The organism is Mariniflexile sp. HMF6888, assembly GCF_044335535.1.
Lineage (GTDB): Bacteria > Bacteroidota > Bacteroidia > Flavobacteriales > Flavobacteriaceae > Mariniflexile.
Genome location: NZ_JBIQVZ010000004.1, coordinates 277,399 through 296,762, shown reverse-complemented (window position 1 = coordinate 296,762; position 19,364 = coordinate 277,399). Strand labels below are relative to the sequence as shown.

Annotated in this window: 11 protein-coding genes and 1 tRNA gene; 3 read left to right on the top strand and 9 right to left on the bottom strand. The window is 33.9% G+C overall.

All coding sequences use genetic code 11. The annotated features are described in order from the left end of the window. Positions 1-75: 75 nt before the first annotated feature. From ACGLWY_RS12165 to ACGLWY_RS12130, 8 genes are all read right to left on the bottom strand, one after another. Positions 76-2,874 (bottom strand): M16 family metallopeptidase, encoded by a 2,799-nt coding sequence (locus ACGLWY_RS12165; protein ID WP_396619936.1) that lies wholly within the window; start codon positions 2,872-2,874, stop codon positions 76-78. A 494-nt stretch (positions 2,875-3,368) separates the two neighbouring features. Further along, on the bottom strand, positions 3,369-4,526 hold the full coding sequence (locus ACGLWY_RS12160) for a redoxin domain-containing protein (RefSeq protein WP_396619935.1): 1,158 nt from the start codon (positions 4,524-4,526) through the stop codon (positions 3,369-3,371). 16 nt (positions 4,527-4,542) lie between these two features. Then, positions 4,543-5,730, bottom strand: a complete 1,188-nt coding sequence (locus tag ACGLWY_RS12155) for a redoxin domain-containing protein (RefSeq protein ID WP_396619934.1) — start codon at positions 5,728-5,730, stop codon at positions 4,543-4,545. A gap of 57 nt (positions 5,731-5,787) precedes the next feature. Next, a complete protein-coding gene (locus ACGLWY_RS12150) occupies positions 5,788-7,194 on the bottom strand; it encodes a RagB/SusD family nutrient uptake outer membrane protein (protein WP_396619933.1) in 1,407 nt (468 codons plus the stop codon). A 24-nt stretch (positions 7,195-7,218) separates the two neighbouring features. After that, complete coding sequence (locus ACGLWY_RS12145) at positions 7,219-10,713, bottom strand: SusC/RagA family TonB-linked outer membrane protein (protein ID WP_396619932.1); 3,495 nt, start codon at positions 10,711-10,713, stop codon at positions 7,219-7,221. 164 nt (positions 10,714-10,877) lie between these two features. Further along, positions 10,878-12,038, bottom strand: coding sequence for a FecR family protein (locus ACGLWY_RS12140; RefSeq protein WP_396619931.1), 1,161 nt, complete (start codon positions 12,036-12,038; stop codon positions 10,878-10,880). A 73-nt stretch (positions 12,039-12,111) separates the two neighbouring features. Beyond that, complete coding sequence (locus ACGLWY_RS12135) at positions 12,112-12,708, bottom strand: RNA polymerase sigma factor (protein WP_396619930.1); 597 nt, start codon at positions 12,706-12,708, stop codon at positions 12,112-12,114. 802 nt (positions 12,709-13,510) lie between these two features. After that, positions 13,511-13,584 (bottom strand) — tRNA-Pro (locus tag ACGLWY_RS12130). A 302-nt stretch (positions 13,585-13,886) separates the two neighbouring features. Between ACGLWY_RS12130 and ACGLWY_RS12125 the strand changes: the two genes are divergently transcribed. Together ACGLWY_RS12125 and ACGLWY_RS12120 are read left to right on the top strand one after the other, a co-directional pair. Next, positions 13,887-15,017, top strand: coding sequence for a DUF4249 family protein (locus ACGLWY_RS12125; RefSeq protein WP_396619929.1), 1,131 nt, complete (start codon positions 13,887-13,889; stop codon positions 15,015-15,017). Then, positions 15,005-17,443: a carboxypeptidase-like regulatory domain-containing protein gene (locus ACGLWY_RS12120; protein WP_396619928.1), complete on the top strand. Its 2,439-nt coding sequence runs from the start codon at positions 15,005-15,007 to the stop codon at positions 17,441-17,443. Before ACGLWY_RS12125 ends, ACGLWY_RS12120 begins: the two co-directional genes overlap by 13 nt. A gap of 270 nt (positions 17,444-17,713) precedes the next feature. On the opposite strand, the gene trxB is transcribed toward ACGLWY_RS12120, so the two are convergent. Further along, positions 17,714-18,694 carry a thioredoxin-disulfide reductase gene (gene trxB / locus ACGLWY_RS12115; RefSeq protein ID WP_396619927.1) on the bottom strand — a complete coding sequence of 327 codons (981 nt, stop codon included), beginning with the start codon at positions 18,692-18,694 and terminating at the stop codon, positions 17,714-17,716. 167 nt (positions 18,695-18,861) lie between these two features. Between trxB and ACGLWY_RS12110 the strand changes: the two genes are divergently transcribed. Further along, on the top strand, positions 18,862-19,308 hold the full coding sequence (locus ACGLWY_RS12110; RefSeq protein ID WP_396619926.1) for a hypothetical protein: 447 nt from the start codon (positions 18,862-18,864) through the stop codon (positions 19,306-19,308). Positions 19,309-19,364: the final 56 nt, after the last annotated feature.

Sequence of the window (19,364 nt, the reverse complement as noted above, 5' to 3'; positions counted from 1 at the left end):
CCGTAACGGCCCTATCCAATAACCGCTTTGAATTGACTAATCCAAACAAAGTTATTAATTGACCAACATGTCATTTTATTCCAGTGGCTGGCCGTTTTCATCCAAGGAACCTGATTTTATTAGGATCAACTTATCCAAATCAATGTACTTTTTAATGGCATCATTCACTTGATCTAAAGTGGCCGCTTCGATATCTTTAGGGTACTGGTCCATATAACTTGGTTCCAGCCCTCGCTCAACAAAACTCAATATGGTTCTTGATAATCCTGCCGTTGTTGCCATACCTACCTTAAAGCTTCCCGTTAGGTTTGTTTTTATGGTTGCCAATTCTTTTTCGGTAACTCCATCTTTTACCCATTTTTTTATCTCAACCATAGAAGCATCCAATCCTTTCTGGAACAAGGAAGGGTTAAACGTTGCTTCTACGTTCCAATAACCGCCTGCATTGGTATGACCGGAATGGCTCGCATAGATTCCATAAGTGAGGCCGTCCCTGTCCCTTACGGTCTGCATCAATCTTCCTGAAAAACCGCCTCCTAAAATATTTGTCCCAATATAAAAGGGTATGAAATCCTTATGGTTTCTCTCAATGCCCGTATATTGGCCTATGTACATGTTTGCACTGGACTTTTGTGGTATTGTTATAACTTTTGTGACTGCATTTGCCTTACTGGGTTCTATAACGGCTGCTTTGGTTGTTACACCGCCTTTCCATCCTTTAAAGGCGTCGTTTATGGAGGCATAAAGCTGCTTTGTGTCCACATCGCCCACGGCTACCAAGTGCATTCCCGCTGGTCCAAAATAGGTTTTATGGAAGGTTTTTAAATCTTCCAAAGTAACAGACTCTATATTTTTGATGGTTGTTTCCGTATCCGTTTGATAGTTGGGGTGTCCTTTTGGGTACATGGCCTGTAACAGCGCAATGTTTCCTTGGATCTCCGGATCTGTAAGGCTTTGTTTTAGACTGTTGATGCGCTGTGTTTTCAGTAAATCAAATTCCTTGGCATCGAACAATGGGTACCTGAGTTCTTCTGCTAATAAAGCCATTACCGTGTGCACATCTTTTTTTAAGTTTTTAAAACTGATGTTAACGGTATATGTTGATGCGTTTACGTTTAGGGACACTCCCAGTTTTTCAAGTTTTTCAGAGAATTTAAACTTGTCGCTCTTTAGTGTGCCCTTACTCAGCATTTGGGCTGTTAGGCTTGGTATTTCTTCGTTTTTGCCTGTGTTTAGATAACTTCCTATTGGAAAACTGGCACTTACCGTTACAAAGTCTTTAGCGCCTGTTTTGGCTGAGATTACATCAATTCCAGCGACTTGTTTTCTTTCGAACTTATTTCCTTTATCTGAAACTTCCAGGGTTTCATAAGCAGGGCTTGTTTCCGCTAATGCCCTATAAGGTGTTCCAGTTTTTTCTTCGTGGTTCTGCGAGCCAGGGGCTCTGAAGAAATATTTACCTTCTTGTGGTGTAAACTGAACAGGTTGTGTATCGTTTTGGTTATTTGACCCTGGTATTTGGGGCACAAAATAGCCTGTGGTACTTTGGTCTTCTTTTAAATACGTATTGGCTACACGTTTTACATCTTCTGCGCTTACTTTACTTAACCTTTCCGTTCCCGTAATATAGTCTTTCCAATCGCCTCCTGCTATAGCTTCGGTAAGTTGGCCCGCAATGCTGCCGGAACCGTCTCTGGACAGAATGGTCTGTGCACTTAACTTTGCTACGATACGGTCCACATCTTCTTGCAGCACTCCTTCTTTTTTGACTTTTTCGACCATGTCCAGCATGTCCGCATTGATATCTTCATGTTTTTTTTCTGGAGCAAACCCTAGTGATATGGTAAACATACCAACTTCTTTAAATTCGGATGCACTTGCATAACCGTAAAGTGCGGTGCCGTTGTCCACAAACGTTTTGTTTATTATGGATGATGTACCTCTTCCCATTATTTGGCTCAAAACATTCAAAGCCGGTAAATCTTCATGTAACATTCCCGGGATTTTATATCCAATGGTAACAATGGCCTGTCTCCCCGGTTTTTTGACCGTCACTCTTCTTGGTCCAAATTGCTCCGGCTCTTCGGTGTAGGGCTGTGGCATGCTGTGTGGTGCTCTGGTAATGCTTCCAAAATACCTGTCCACAAGCTTGAACAAGTCTTCCTTTTGGTAATCGCCTATAATTGTTAAGGTGGCATTGTCCGGCCAGTAATATGTATTGTAAAAATCCCTCAGCACTTCTATGGGCATATTCTCGATATCCGAACGCCATCCAATGGTAGTGTGGTGGTATGGATGTGCCATGTAGGCCGTTGCCCATATTTCCTTGCTCAAAAGCCTGTTTGGGTCGTTCTCGCCCCGTTCAAACTCGTTTCGGACCACGGTCATTTCTGCTTCTTTATCCTCTTTGAGCAGTAATGAATTGCGCATCCTGTCGGCTTCTATGTGAAGGGCCGTCTCTATTTTATCGCTGGGAATGGTCTCGTAATAGTTTGTCCTGTCGTTCCAAGTCGTGGCGTTCATTTGAGCGCCCATGCCCTGCAGTACATTGAATATGGCATTGCCATTTTTTTTATTAAAAGTGGGCGTTCCCTTAAAATTCAGGTGCTCCAATAGATGGGTAGAACCGGTATTTCCGGGCACTTCGTGCTTTGAGCCCACTCTGTAAACAATCTGAACGGTAACAACAGGTGCTGAATTGTCCTGGACCAACAATAGGTTTATGCCATTGGGAACGTAAAGATATTCTTCAATACCGCCCAATTCTTGAACTTTTTTGAATTTAGACGCACTTTCTTGTGCCATAATATTCTGAATCGTGAATACTATAGAAAGCAAAAAAATAATGGTCTTAATTTGTGTTTTTTGAGTCATGTTTTTATTGTTTTATTATAGAGACGCTCATTTAAGTAGTGACCCCTATTAATGAAATGTTAAATAATTCCTTGAGCTTAGTGTTTGCCATTCTATTAGAGAAACTAAAATCATAGACTTAGATTACGGGGACAAACATTGTTTTAAATCATAAGTTTAGTAATAGAAACCTACAACTATTACCACCATAGTTCATCATCTACTATATAATAGGTTCCTATAGCTTTGTCTTGAAGTATTTTTAGTTGTGTTATGTTTTGCAATTCAAAATACAAAAACCTATTGTGCACCTTAGTTTAGGGAACTTGAATAAATTAAATAGTACTTAAACTTGTCAAATACATTTTGGTAGTCTTTCAAATAGATTAGTTTAATATCAATGTTCCTCTCCTATATGGAAATTTAAATAAAAGTTGTGATTTAGTTTTACCAAACGGTTTTAATAGTGGCGCAAAACAATTATAAAAAGGTTCTAGTACCGCATTATAATTGTTTTACTCTTTAAAAATTTCAGCCAGTTTTTCTTGCAATTCCTCTCCTTTTAAATTTACTGCTAAAATTTTACCATCAGGAGATACCAAGAAATTTTGAGGGATGGCCTGTACCCCGTATAGCTGTGCTGCTTCATTTTTAAACCCTTTAAGATCTGAAACATGAGGCCATGTTAATCCATCTTTTTCAATGGCTTGAATCCATTTATCTTTTTTATCATCTAAAGACACACCAAAAACTTCAAAACCTTTATCCTTATAGTTGTTGTACGCAATAACAACGTTTGGATTTTCTTTTCTGCAAGGTCCACACCAACTAGCCCAAAAATCGATTAGAACGTATTTACCTTTAAAATCTGACAACTTCATTTCTTTGCCTTCAGGGGTTTCTTGTGAAAATTCTGGAGCAAAAACACCAACGGATACTCTTTCGAAGGTTTCTAATGCAGATTTTACTTTTTTTCCGTAAAACGATTGCTTCACTTCTGGTGTTAATATTTCGTATAATTTTTTGGCTACCTCTGGATTAGGATATACAATAAAGCGTTCGTTTATTACTAAAGCAGCCCCTAAAGCATTTGAATGTTTAGCAACATATTCTGAAGTCAATTTAATAGAAAGTGTATCGAGCTTTTTCCATTTTTCATCCATTATAGCTTGATGCTTTTTTGAAAGCTCACCCTTTTCTATGCTAGCATCTAAAGCATCAATTTTATGTAATGAATCTGAAAACTGGTATACTGGAAATGCTACTTTTTGAATTTTTGAAAATTCATTTTTATAATACGATTTGTAAATAGAATCTTGTTTTGCTCCTTTAACTTCAGCCAAATACAAAGAATCTTTTTTTCCATGGAAAGTTATAATTTCATTTTCTAAAATAAACGTGGCTCCATATGGTTTATCCTTTTCTTTTATACTATATAAAAAGGGTTTTTGAACCTGCCCTTGAAATGAAAATTCACCTTGTGTAACTATTGCAGAATCGATTACTTGATTACCCTCTTCTGTGGTTTCAAGGTATACAATCCCTTCTGACATATTTTCTATTTGGCCATTAATAATATAACCGGAGAATGTTTTATTTGATGGTTTATCTACACATGAAGTTAATAGTACTATAAAAATTAACACACAACTTTTTAATATTACTTTTTTCATCTTAATAATTTTTTACCTATGATTTTAATAGTTCCGCTAATTTTTCTTCTAAAGCCTTACCTCTTAAATTATCCTCGACAACAACACCATTTTCATCAACTAAAAAAGTAGCGGGTATAGCTTTTACTTTAAACGAATTACTCACTTTACCATCATCATATAGATTTGGCCAAGGCATACTTTCTTGCCCCAATGCTTTGTGCCATGCTTTTTCATCTTTATCAATGGAGATGCTAAGAATTTCGAATCCTTTATCCGAATAATTTTCATAAGCCTCATTTAAATTAGGAATTTCTTTACGGCATGGTGCGCACCATGATGCCCAAAAATCTATTAGAATATACTTTTTACCAGAAATAATGTCTTTAGCTTTAAAAGATTTGCCATCTTTATCTTTTAAACTAAAATTGGCAACATTGGTTCCTATCAATGATTTAGGGTACAACTCCTCTCTTGCTACTTTCCCATAATAACTATTTTTGGCTGCTTCGGAAAACTGTTCGAAAACTGGTTTTTGCTCAGGCGTAAAATATGAATACTGAGTCAACATAAAAAAAGGCCCCCACCAGCTATCTTTATGTTTAGCTATAAGATTTTCGGAAGTTAACTTTACCTTATCGAAAAAGGCCTTCTCTTTTTGCTCAAATGATTTATACTCTGGCATATTTCCTATGGAGTCCATTATCTTTTTATTACCATCTACACGGGCTTTAGCGTAAATTTTAACCAACTCTTCTGTGCCTTTATGATAATCTTGGTAATCTTTATTTAATTCGTTTCTAAAGGCTGTTTCTTTAAGATAATAGTCTTGAGATTCTGAACCTTCTACGACTTTGTCTTTAAAACTAATTCTCCCATTTTCTGAATCTGAAACCGTTCCTGTTGCTGTTATTCTAATATTTGAATTTTCCAACATAACGGGAATTACCCCTTTATTGTTACTAAACATGATATAAAAAAAACGAGGTTCCTTTAGTTTACCCGAAAAGGAAAACTTTCCATCTGTAAGTGCTGTTTCTGCAACAGCTGGCTCTCTGGAATGTGTAGCTCCCGGAACTAGTTCTACAACCGTACCATTTACTAGACCTGCAATTTGCCCTTCTAGTTGATACGATTCATTTTTACTTTTGTTTGCTTCTTGTTTACAAGAAATTACCAATAGAAATAAGCACAGGCCTAAAACCTTATTTATAAGATTCTTCATTCTTTGAATGATTTTGTTTTAAACCAAGGCCTCATTAGGTTGAAGCCTTGATTATTTTTATTTTTCTACGTTTTGGGTAAGCGTTCCGTTTCCTGGATTATCAGTTGCGCCTTGTGGGAACGGCATTGTCCATAAATGAGAGTCTGATGCTAATGAATACGCTGTACCGTTAAAAGTTTTTGAAAAACTAACGGGGTAAACCCCTTCAGAATTTAAACGTCTCGCATCACAAAAAGGAACAATGGTTAAAATAAGCTCATTGTTTTTAGTTTTTAAAATGGCATTTATAGCTTCTTCTTCATTTGCTGCCGTTAAATCTTCATATTCATCGACTAGTATACGTGTTTTTCGAACTTCGTTTAAAACGTCCATAGCACCATTAATTGCACCATCACGAGCCAAACATTCGGCTTTTATTAAATAAGCTTCTACAGATGTAATACCACCATAATTAAAATTGCCAGACAGGGTTGTTTTATAAAAGGTTTCGGCGCCTACGGTTCTGATTTTCCAACGCGATAAAAAACGTGCATCTCCTGTTTCAAACCGTTCGGCACGCTCTATTGAAATATCATTCTCTGAGGCAAAACGAGCAACGGCTCCATGTCGGTAATTATAATTTTCAACATAATTGTACCCCATTGGCGATGGCAAGTTAGTATAAGAATCTGGGTTTTCTATAATTGTTTTATTGGCATTGTAAAACGATGTCCAATCATAAAGTGCATCATTTTCAGCTAAAGCCATATCGGCATATCTTAAAGCCTCAGTATAATTATTCATTTGTAAATAAACACGGGCATAAAAAGCATAACCGGTACCTAAATTTGGATGTAATACTGTTTGTGAAACGGCTGGTAAATACGGTAAAGCCTCTTCTACATCTTTAAGAATAAAATCATACATCTCTTGAATACTTACCTGAGTACTTGGTGCATTTATATTGGCACTTGTAATTAAAGGTACCGATAGTTTAGAGGATGCAGTTGAAGCTTCATAAGTATCTGCATAGTAATTAACTAAATTAAAATAACTCATGGCACGCAACACCTTAGCTTCTGCCCACAATTCTCTTTGTTCTCCTTCATCTGCTTCAGTTGTTACCAACGCATTCTCGATAATTAAATTAAATGTTGAGATTGCCGAATAACTAAAATAATAAGTCCCTTCATCTGACATATTTAACTCTATTCGATTCGCAGACTCATCCCAAAGATAATTGGCATTGGTCAATCTATCGAATGCCAATGTAGCTGCGGTAACATATTTATCATTTAACAGATTTAAAGCTTGATTTACATTAACGGTATGGTTAGTGTACTCGTTACGGATTAAAGCTTCGAAATCTGCCAATGTTTGTGGTATTTTAGATCCTTTTGGTACATCGTCCAAATAATCTTCACAAGAGGTAAAAGTAATGCTCATTATCAAAGAGCAAATAATACTATAATATATATTTTTCATTGTGTTATCTTTTAATTTAACAATCTAAAAATTAACATTTAAGCCAAAAACGAAATTTGGTGTTTGGTAACCTCCCAGAAGGTATTTAGCATCTTTACTTTTTGCCATAGTAAATACATTTTCAACATTAAAATTCAAACGAATATTTTGCAAATGCAGTTTGTTGGTTAAGTCTGTAGGCAATTGATATGCTAAAGAGATATTGCTCAATCTTATGTTGGAAGCATCAATAATATTTATATCAGCATAAGAATAAATAGATTTCAAATCGTAGCTAAACTCAGGATCATATTCATACACTACACGAGGCACATTGGTAAAATTCTCATCACCTGGTTCTTGCCATCTATCAACAATGCGCTTGTTAACCACACCAATATCGGCGATATAACCACCTGCTGCTCTAGAATAGCTGTTTCCAAACATTGGTAAAAAAGAATTTCTCATTTTGTGTCCTAATTGGTAAATAAAAAGTGCGGATAGCGAAAAGTTTTTATAAGCTACTGAAGTATGAAAAGAACCACTTTGTGTTGGTACTGTCGTTCCATAATCTTCAATCGCTTCCAAATCTCCTGGGTTATAAGATACTGCGTTACCTGATGCATCGTTAACTTGTGGTAAGCCTGTACTGCTTAAACCAGCCCATTTATAACCATAAATAGAATTAAAATCGTTACCCACACGAGGGAAAGCCGAAGGGTAATCCAACTGCAAGAAATATACAGGAGCTTCTACATTTACATAGTTCACTTTGTTTTTATTATGTGCATACAATATACCTGCATCCCAAGAAAAAGACGGTGTTTTTATAATGGTTCCACTTAAACTAACTTCAATACCCTTATTGGTCATTTCTCCATTATTAAGAGTATAAGTCGAGTACCCCCAACCTTCAGTTGGAATACCTGTACTGCTAGCTAATAAATCTTCTCCTTTTTTATTATAAAAATCTATGGTTCCGTTTAATCGTTGTTTGAACACAGAAAAATCAACTCCAATATTGGTAGTGGTGGTTTTCTCCCATGATAATTCTGGGTTGGGTCTAGAGTTAATACCGCCTTGTAATCCTCCAACATTGTAATTGGTAGAATAATACGCTGTTAAATAAGGCGCAGAATTTTTGGCTATATTACCTCCAATCCCATACGAAAATCGCAGTTTTAACATATCAACCCAAGATGGACTAAAAAATGTTTCTTTATCAACATTCCAACTGGCACCAGCAGACCATGTTGGTTTGTTTTGGTATTTATTATCGGTTCCCCATAAGTTCGAACGATCCCAACGTAAGCTTCCTGTAGCGGTATACTTTCCATTATAGGTATAACCTGCATTTCCAAAAAGGGATACGTATCTATTGATCAATTCTCGCTCTGCTGCAAAATTATTTTGAGTTAAGTACCCTCCAAAAATAGGACCATAAACCTGAAGTAAATTTGCTTGATTTATTGGAGTAAAAGATAACGTTTGCTCATCCCAACCATACCGTGTATTATCGTTATATTCTAATTTTGAATGACGTATTTCAGTACCTAAAATAGCAGACACATCGTGCATATTATCGAATAACTTATTAAAATTCAACTGCTGACGAAAATTATAAGCATTCGAGAATTGATTGCTCTCTTTCAAAATATCTCCATAGGGAAGATTATATACCGCTGTGTTTGATGGCGAAATTGTAACCAATCCATTTACCATACTTCTTACACTATAAGATTCTTTCTCTTTTAATTGACTTGTTCGATCCACACCATATTCATACTGAAACATAGCATTATATGTTAAGAATTCGTTAAGCTCAACATTTAATTTCACGAAGGTTCTATTTAAAAAGTTTTTACCTTTATTTAAATTTTTACCAAACTCATCCATTGGCGTAATATCCATATTGTACAAACCATAATCATTTATGGATTGAAGTGTTGAATTATTATAGCGCGATTCTGCTGTTGATGTAAAAAGCGTGCCATCTTCATTCACTAAACGGTTGTATGGTTGATATTTAAACCCTGGACTTAATGCATTGTATGTTTGTTGGTCTACTTTATTGAAATAGATATATGTTCCTAAGTCTATTGTTAACCACTTTGCTAATTCAGTAGTATTTTTTAAATTGATCCCAACAGAATTGTTTTCTGAATATTTATCTTCATACTTATTTCCTTTAAAAGTTACCGATGCATTGAAATTATTATTAGCAGTTGCTTTTCCAAAACTTATATTATGTTGTTGAAAATACTGATCGCGTTTTGCATATTTCTCTATATCATCATAGTATTGGTATTGCATGGCTCCCAGACTGTTCAAGGTATTGTTCATTTGGGATTCTGAAAGATTTCCTGCATAATAATTCAAAAGAGTTTGCATTCCTTGACTTGTGTAAACAGCATTATTTAATAATGAAGCTGAATATGTTGCTGCACTCCCATCTGTAGCCTGTAAATTTGGGTTGCCTTCAGCCCACTCTCTTTCCAATTCAATAATATCTCCTGCATTGGTAAGGTTTCCAGTATAATAATTATAAGGTGAGTAAGTTAAAGTACTAGAAAATGAAACATTTGTTTTACCTTGTTGTGCTTTTTTTGTGGTAATAACAATAACCCCGTTGGCTGCACGAGCGCCGTAAATGGATGCTGCGGAGGCATCTTTAAGCACTGTAATACTTTCAATGTCTTCTAGATTTAAATCGGGTAAATTTTCCTCTATCCCAAAAAACTCATTATATCTGGTTTTTTCAATTGGAAAACCATCTATTACATATAAAGGCGTTGTCAATCCGTTCATAGAAGTCGTGCCTCTTAACAACCCGTTTTGATATCCTGCAATACGTCCTTCCAATAATGTACTTAAACTATTTGGGCGTTGTTCTTGAATGTCTTGAGAATTTAATTTTGAAAAAGACCCAGTGGCACGTTCACTGGATATGGTTTGGTATCCCGTAACCAAAACTTCTCCTAATTCAAGAGCACTTTCTTTAAGTGTTACATTAATTTCACTTTTTTCTCCCACAAGAATTTCTTGCTTTTCATATCCTAAAAACAAAAATACCAATACATTTTCTGGGTTTGGTACATTAATGGTATAAGCTCCATTAAAATCTGTTACAGTGCCTTTTGTTGTTCCTTTAATTAAAACTGTGGCACCAGCAATAGGTAAACCTGCCACATCTAAAACCTTACCAAACACCTGTTTTTGTGAAAGTTTATTTTGATTTCGCCTTATTAAGATGGTATTGTTTACCGATAGAACTACATCTAAATCACTTTTAGATATGCTCATTTGTAAAAGTTTGTCTGTACTTATTATTCCTTTTTTTACTTCAACTCTAGGAAAGTTTTTAAATAAACCTTCTTCATAAATAAACTTATAATCAGTTTGTTTCATTATAAGATCAAAAACTTCATCGACCGTTAATGTTTTATCTACTACTATTTTGATTTTTGAGCCTTGGGATATCAAATTATTAGGAGAGAGACCGAATACTGTTAAACAGCATAAAAAAATAAATGCTTTCATAATGATTTTTAAAAGCCGTTTTCTGAAGAGAAAACACACATTTGTTAATTTAATTTCCATAAATTTGCTTGTTATTAATTAGTTATACAATGGTTAATTAGTAATGACATAAGGGGATAAAGTTTAACTTTTAGCGAGGTCGTTACTTTGTTCCCTTTATATTTTTATTCAATAATTATTGTTTTATTGTTTATTTCGTAGTTTTTTATTGAACTTGAATTTTTAATTGCAAGCATAATTTCTTCAATATTTTGCTCCTTACCTAATACACCTCTAAAGTTCTTTTTCTCAAGTGATTTATCTTTAAAAACAACATCCATATCATACCATCTGGACATTACTTTCATAATTTCTGCAAATGATTTTTCTTTAAAAGCAAATACCCCAGATCTCCATGAAGTTTCATAATAAACATCAATTTCATTCAATGTTATTTTGTTAGTGGTAAGATTTAAAATTGATTGCTCGTTAGGCTTTAGCACATAAAGATCACCACGGCGGTTTACATTAACTTTACCATGAACCAATGTCGTAACAATGTTGGTCTCATCTTTATATGCTTTTACGTTAAACTCTGTTCCTAAAACCTCTATATCTTGTTCTTTATGGTAAACCTTAAAGCGCATTCCATGATGTTCTGTACTTGGAGACACCTCAAAATAGGCTTCACCATATACAAGTTCTACTTTCCGTGTTTCGCCTTCAACAAAAGCCACCGGATATTTTAGTTGTGTTTCAGAATTTAACCAAACTTCTGTGCCATCGGATAATATGACATGAAACTGGCCACCTCTAGGAATGGTTAAGTAATTATACAAAACTTCAGAGGTGTTATTGGAGTTTGTAGATTTATAAACCAATCCTTCTCCCGTACTCTCTAAATTACTTGAAATATACTTTTGTCCTTTTACTAAAGGTATAACAGTGCCATTCTCTAAAGTTAAAGTTGCTTTATCGGTGCCTATTTCAATATTATTATTTACGATTATTGGCTGCTCATTTAATTTATCATTGTGGTTCATAAAAAAAGTGAGAGCAACTAAAATTAAAAATGATGCTGCTATACCATATTTAAAAAGCTTTTTCTTGAAAAAAGGTATGGTTTTATGTGATTTTTTGTATGATTTATCGTCTAACTCTAACTTGATTTTATTGAAAATTTTTCTTTCAATAGTTTCCGCACTAGAGAATTCTTTTGGCCAACTATCAATTTTTTGATTATTTATAAAGAAACGGAACAATCCATCTCTTTCTTGCTTGGTAATTGAACCATCAACAAGTTTGTTTATTAGTAGTAAAAGAAATTTTTTATTTTTTTTTCTCATCGCTTAAATTAATGACACTTTATATATATGTCGATAAAATAAACGAACACACCTGTTTAGAAAACGTTTTTTTTTAATTATTGTTCATTTCTATTAAAAAAAGAATAAAATCTAAACTAAGAGATACACCAATGGATCCCCTAAGAATACTTAAAGCCTTTGTAATATGGCCTTCTACAGTTCGTTGGGAAATTTGTAGCTTTTCAGCGATTTCCTTATTACTCAATTCTTGTTCTCTACTTAGTCTAAATACAACTTTACATTTTTCTGGCAATTGTTCTATAATTGAATCGACATGTTGCACTAGCTCGTCATGTAATAACTTTGTCTCTGGTGTGAAAGACTGAATCTTTTCATTAAAATCGTCTAGTAGTTCAACTTTTATCATTTTTTTATTCTTCCTAAAAAAATCATAAACTTTATAGATAGTACTTGTATATAAATAACTTTTAAGAGAAATATTTATGATTATACTATCTCTTTTATTCCATAATTTAACAAAAATATCTTGAACAATATCTTCGCAAACCTCTTTATCTTGAACTAAATTATAAGCAGCCAAATACATCATTTGCCAGTACTTTTTATAAATTAATGAAAGTGACTCTTCTTTTCCTTGATGGAGCAAATCTATTAATTCCCTATCATTATTGATAATAGCACTAGACATGGTTATTGTGTTTTTTATAAAAAAGTCCAAATACCCCTATTGGATAGTTTTAGTATGATTTTGGAAATAAAAGTAAAAATTATTTGAATAAAATTCTATAAAGCTGAAAAATGTTTTCAAAATATACTGCTTTTTAAACTAATTATTACGAATTCTCTAAAAAAAATCATTGTTTAGAGTATAAAAAAACAATCTAGAAATTATTTAAAATGGAAACTTTTCGCTGTAGGGATAGTTGTGAACGTTTGCCTTTTACGGTGATTCTGGTATAAGTAGGGCTTTACTATTTTTGGTACTGGCAAGTACTGTTCAAAATCAATAATGAAACTATACTTAAGATGTTTTAAAAAATGTCATTTGTTATCTTCTTCTGTACTAAAAATTTCCTGATATAATTTTCAGTTGTATAATAATTCTTCAAGGTATCGGGTTTAAGGACTCCCTTCATATTCTCATTATGATATGTTACCAAATCCAGAAGGGTTTTGTGTCTTTCGTCCAGCCCGAGGAACCTTGCTTTTATTGATTTTATGTAACAAGCTCAAAATCAGAATATAATTACTTATTACATTCCAACAGTTTGACATAGGTGAATACTCGATTTGTTTTCGAAAGTCAAATCGAAGCGAAAGTCAAATTCTAAATTGTTACCAATGTAGTAAAAAAATCCGGTTCAAAATAGGTAACCGAATAGGTAACTTTTGTTTTGATTTTAAAGCTAACTATATGAAATCAATAAAAATTAAAATTACTAAAAATCATATAGTTAGAATTTCATTGGTGTCGCTTGGCACCTATTTTGTCGGGATGACAGGATTTGAACCTGCGACCACACGGCCCCCAGCCGTGTACGCTACCGGACTGCGCCACATCCCGTTCTAAAATTGGGTTCAAAGAAAACATTTTTTATTAAGAAATTAAAATTAATTGTAATTAAAAAAAGTATTTTTATGTTATAGTATTTTCTACTAGTTCCTATTCTTAACTTTTACCATATTTCATTTATTTATTGAGTTTCTCTAATATTCATTAATAAATTAATATTTCTATTGTCTTCCTCTAATAATCCGATACATATCTTGTCTTTCAAAACAATTAAATAAACATTTTTATTTTTTTTAATAGAAAATTACATACGAAACATTATTTTATTACATTTGAAAATTGATTTATTATATATGCCAACCAAACCAAACCTATTCCAAAAAGTTAGCTTATTTTTTTTATCTTTTATATTTTTAACATGTACAGATCCAGTTAAACCAGATTATCAATTTGTTGATGGATTAATCTATATTGATGGCTTTATTGGAACTGCCGAAAGATCTTCATACGTAACAATAAAAGAATCCAATGTAACTAAATATAATTATAAAAATATTTTTGTTAGTGGTGCCAATGTCTATTTTGTAAATGCAGATTCTAAAGAGAAAATACAATTATTTGAAGAGAACTCACAATATGTTCCACCTCCTAATTTTAAGGGAGAATTAGAAGAAAGTTGGTTTTTAGAAGTGAATTTACCCAACGGAAAACAATATCTTTCGGAAATTGAAACCATAAATCCATCGGTTCCCATTAAAGAACTGAACGCAACATACAATAAACAATTAGAGTTTAGCGAAGATTATGATAGATATGTTCCAGGACATGAAATATCAATAACTTTTGATGACCCTGAAAACCAAACCAATTATTATTATTGGCAATTTAAGACCTATGATAAGGTTCAAATTTGTAAAATTTGTAACCATGGTTACTTTAGAGACGGTTGCATAGGATTTGATCCCTTTTTACCAGGATACTCAGACTACTTTACTTATTGGTGCGATTCTGATTGCTGGCAAATAGATTATGGAAATAAGATCCAGATTTTTTCAGATAAATTCTCTAACGGAACCACCACTACTTCTTTACCTATAGCAAATATTCTATTAAATAGAAAAACAAAAGTTCTAGTAGAAATACAGCAATTTTCACTTACTCCCAAAGCATATAATTATTACCGAATCATCAAAGATTTAATTGATAACAATGGTGGGTTTAATGCACCTTTACCCGCTGCCCTTATAGGCAACATATATAATCCCCAAGACTCCAATGAATATGTCTTAGGAAGATTCACAGCAACCTCTGCAACAACAATGTACATAATGATAGATCGTACCTTGATACAAGAATCCCAATTGGAACCTCAAATAATACCGTTACAAGAAACTGATCCTGCCCCCATGCCTTATGAGTATACGGCACCTTGCGAAGAAAATAGATATAGAACCTCAATTGAACCAGAAGGATGGATAGAATAATACTTTCCTTACGGATGAATAAAATCCGAAGCTACTTTATAATGATAGTTTTGTTTGGTATTACCCAGTTGCTTTCAGCTCAAGAATATAAACTCTCTTTCCAAATATTGGATGAAACTGAAAATAGGCCTTTTGAAAATGCCCAAATAATTTTAACGCCTTGTGGATGTGGAGGAGTTACAGATGTTAATGGAGATTTTTCAATCAATTTACCCAAAAATACTTATTTGGTAAAGGTCTCTTTCATTGGTTTCAAAACTGTGGAAAGAGTGGTTACTCTCGACCAAGACAAAAAATTATGGTTAACACTTTCTGAAGAACAACAACAACTATCTGAAATTATATTAAATGCCAAACATGTTAGCGAGCGTTTGGAAACCCCACAAATGGGGGTTCTCCAAATGACCGCACAAGAGCTTATTAAAATGCCTGCAGCTTTGGGTGAAGTAGACTTATTAAGAGGCATGATACTATTACCTGGGGTCAACAATGCTGGAGAAATAAGCAATGGCTTATCCGTTCGAGGCGGCTCATTGGATCAAAACCTTTTATTATACGATTATGCCCCAGTATTTAACCCAACCCATTTATTTGGTTTGTTCTCTGTATTTACACCAGAAGCCATTTCTTCGGCAGATCTTTATCGTTCCAATATACCTGCACGATACGGTGGAAGAATTACTTCTGTCTTAGATGTTAAGATAAAAAACCCTTATGTTGATAAATTAAAGTTAAGCGGTGGAATCGGGCTGATTTCAAGCAGATTATCTGTAGAAGCACCTTTAATTAAGGACAAGCTTTTGTTATATGCCGGTACAAGGGCTGGGTTTACCGACTTTTTGTTGCCCATAGTTTCCGAAAGACTAAAATACACTAAAGCTCGATTTTATGATCATACCATAAAGTTACTTTATTTACCAACAGATAAAGATCAAATTTCATTTACTAATTTTTTCAGTAAAGATTTTTACCAACTTGATTTGATTTCCCAAATTGAGAATGTTAATGCTGAAAGCAATCAATATGATTTTAAAACCTTCAACAACACACTTAACTGGACACATTCTTTTGCTGATAATTCTAGTTTAAAAACCGTTTTTTTACTTAGCAAGTACACCCCTAAAACATTATTTCCTGAAAGGGATAATAGCAATATAATCGAGTATGAATCTCAAATTAATCTTCTAAGTATCTTTTCTGAATATTCCAAAAAAATAAACAATACGTTGAATTATTATGCAGGAATACAAGGCAACAGATACAAAATTAAACCTGGTAAACTGAATCCTGGTAACGGAAATAGTATTCTCGCAGTAACTTTAGATGATGAAACAAGTTATGAATTATCCGCCTACTCCAATATCAACTGGAGCCCCTTTGAAAGGCTTACACTATCTGGTGGATTACGATTCAATAATTTTTATTTTGTTGGCCCTTATACAAAAGTCACTTTTGATGAAAGCACAGAAGAAATCACCAACATTATCGAATTTGGTAAAGGTGAAAAGGTTAAAACCTATAGTTCCTTAGAACCTAGATTGGGAGCCAATTTAAAACTTGGCAAAAATACCTCTATTAAAGTTAGCTATGCTCGTTTGAATCAATATCTTCAAAACATTTACAACTCTACCACACCATTGCCAACATCCCGATGGAAAACTTCGGACACAAATATAGAACCCCAAAAAAGTGACACATACAGTTTTGGCATCTATCAAAATTTAAATGACAACAATTTAGAACTTGGTATTGAAGGCTATTATAGAAACACTCAAAACAATTTAACTTACAAACCTGGTGCCGATTTCTTTTTAGAAGAATTTTTAGAGCGCGATGTTGTACAAGCCGAAGGCAAAGCCTACGGTGTCGAATTTAATTTAAAAAAACCCCATGGAAAAGTTAATGGCTGGTTTAATTACACTTGGTCTAGAACTTTCCTGAAAACAAATGTCCCTAAACTAAGCGATAGGATTAATAATAACCAATGGTATCCTTCAGATTTTGATAGGCCACATGTTTTTAATAGTACCGTAAATTTTGAAGGTAATAAATACAATACCTGGAGCCTCAACTTTACCGCTCAAACTGGTCGTCCTTACTCTATACCCAATGGGTATTTTGAATTAGAAGATATTAAAATACCTATATTTTTGGAGCGTAATAATGCGCGATTTAAACCTTACCACCGACTTGATTTCTCTTGGAAAGTAAAGTATAGCAAAAAATTAAATAGACGTTGGGTAGGTGATTGGACTTTTACCGTTTACAATCTATACGCCAGAAAAAATACCTATAATCATTACTACACACAAAGAACAGGCGATGTAAATCAGCATATTTTTCTTGACAGTCCTATGGGTTCTTATCAACTAACCGTAATGAATGCTCCAATTTTTTCCCTTACCTATAATTTTGTATTTGATTAGACTTGTTTTTATTGGTCAAATAGCCTCAGTATATAATCCAATCATAAACATCACAAGGGGCATTCTTCTATCTTACTTATTATAATTAACGCGAGTTCGATTTAAAAGTATAAATTCCAATTTTAGTAGTTGTGTCACCTTGAGCGCAGTCGAAAGGTCATAAAAATCGATATCTTATTGGTTTTCTACTGTGCTCAAGGTGACATTAATATATGAACAATTGACTTTTACATAAATACAACCTTATCTATGTCGAACTCACATCAATTATTAATTATAAGTTGATGTAGAAACTTCAAACGTAGCATCTTTACCTGCTAAATAACGTTCAGCATCAAGCGCAGCCATACATCCTGTTCCAGCAGCGGTAACGGCCTGTCTGTAAACATGATCTGCAGCATCACCCGACACAAATACGCCTTCAACATTCGTTTTTGAAGTTCCAGGCACATTTATAATATAGCCTGTTTCATCTAAATTTAAAAACCCTTTAAAGATATCTGTGTTTGGTTTATGGCCAATTGCCACGAAAAATCCTGTTGCGGGAATTTCGTGCTTTTCATTGGTTTTATTATTAAAAACCCTTACACCTGTAACTACTTGTCCGTCACCTAAAACCTCATCGGTTTCCGTATTAAACAATATTTCAATATTTGGTGTGTTCTTAACCCTCTTAGCCATAATTTTTGACGCTCTAAATTCATCACGTCTTACCAACATGGTTACTTTTTTACATAATTTAGAAAGATAGTGAGCCTCTTCACAAGCCGAATCGCCAGCACCTACAATGACTACTTCCTGATTTCTATAAAAGAACCCATCACAAACCGCACAAGCTGAAACACCGCCTCCTAATTTTAAATATTTCTGCTCAGAATCTAAACCTAAATATTTAGCAGATGCTCCTGTTGAAATAATAACTGTATCACAATGAATTTCCTTTGTTTCGTTAACCCATACTTTATGTACATCACCCGAAAAATCTACTTTAGTAACCCAGCCATCACGCACATCGGTTTCAAAGCGTTCTGCTTGCTTTTGTAACTCCATCATCATTTCTGGTCCTGTGATGCCATCTGGATACCCAGGGAAATTTTCAACTTCATTGGTCGTTGTTAATTGACCTCCTGGTTGTGTACCTTGATATAAAACGGGCTTCATATTAGCTCTAGCTGCATAAATTGCTGCGGTATACCCTGCCGGTCCCGAACCAATTATTAAACATTTTACTTTTTCAATTGTATCTGACATAATCGCTATTAATTTTAATCTTAACAAAAGTAGAATTTTTGACTCAAAACTTGCGTTAAAATTATCAAAAGATATTATCACCCTATAAGGACTTATTATCCAACATTTTATTTTTCCTTTTTTTTTTGTAACTTGTAGTAGTATGATTATTAATTAACTCTCCACTTATGAAAACATTTATACTTATTTTCTGTACATCCTTATTACTTTCTTGTAACAACAAAAAAAGCATTGCCCCCCCTATAAAAGAATATTCTTTAGAAGGTGCATGGGAATTAGTAAGCTTTTTGAACTATAAAGAGGATGGTTCTGTAGACACAATAAAATCTTCAAACGTGTATAAACAAATGAAGATGTATTCTAAAACCAAGATTATGTGGAGCAGATTACGGGCATGGGATTCTTTAGACTGGTTTGGAGTTGGAGATTATACTTTTAAAGATGGTATATTAACCGAGGTTTTAGATTATGGCTCTCATGCCATGAATAGCCGTATAAAAGAAAAAAAGAAATTCGTTTTCGATATAACAATTGATGAAAACTCATTTACCCAAGTTGAAATGGATAGCTCAGGCAAGCCTATATATGCCGAAAATTACAAACGCTTGGAATAAAAAAAGCTAAACTATTAAGTTCAGCTTTTTCCCTTTTATAAAAAGAACTCGTTCAA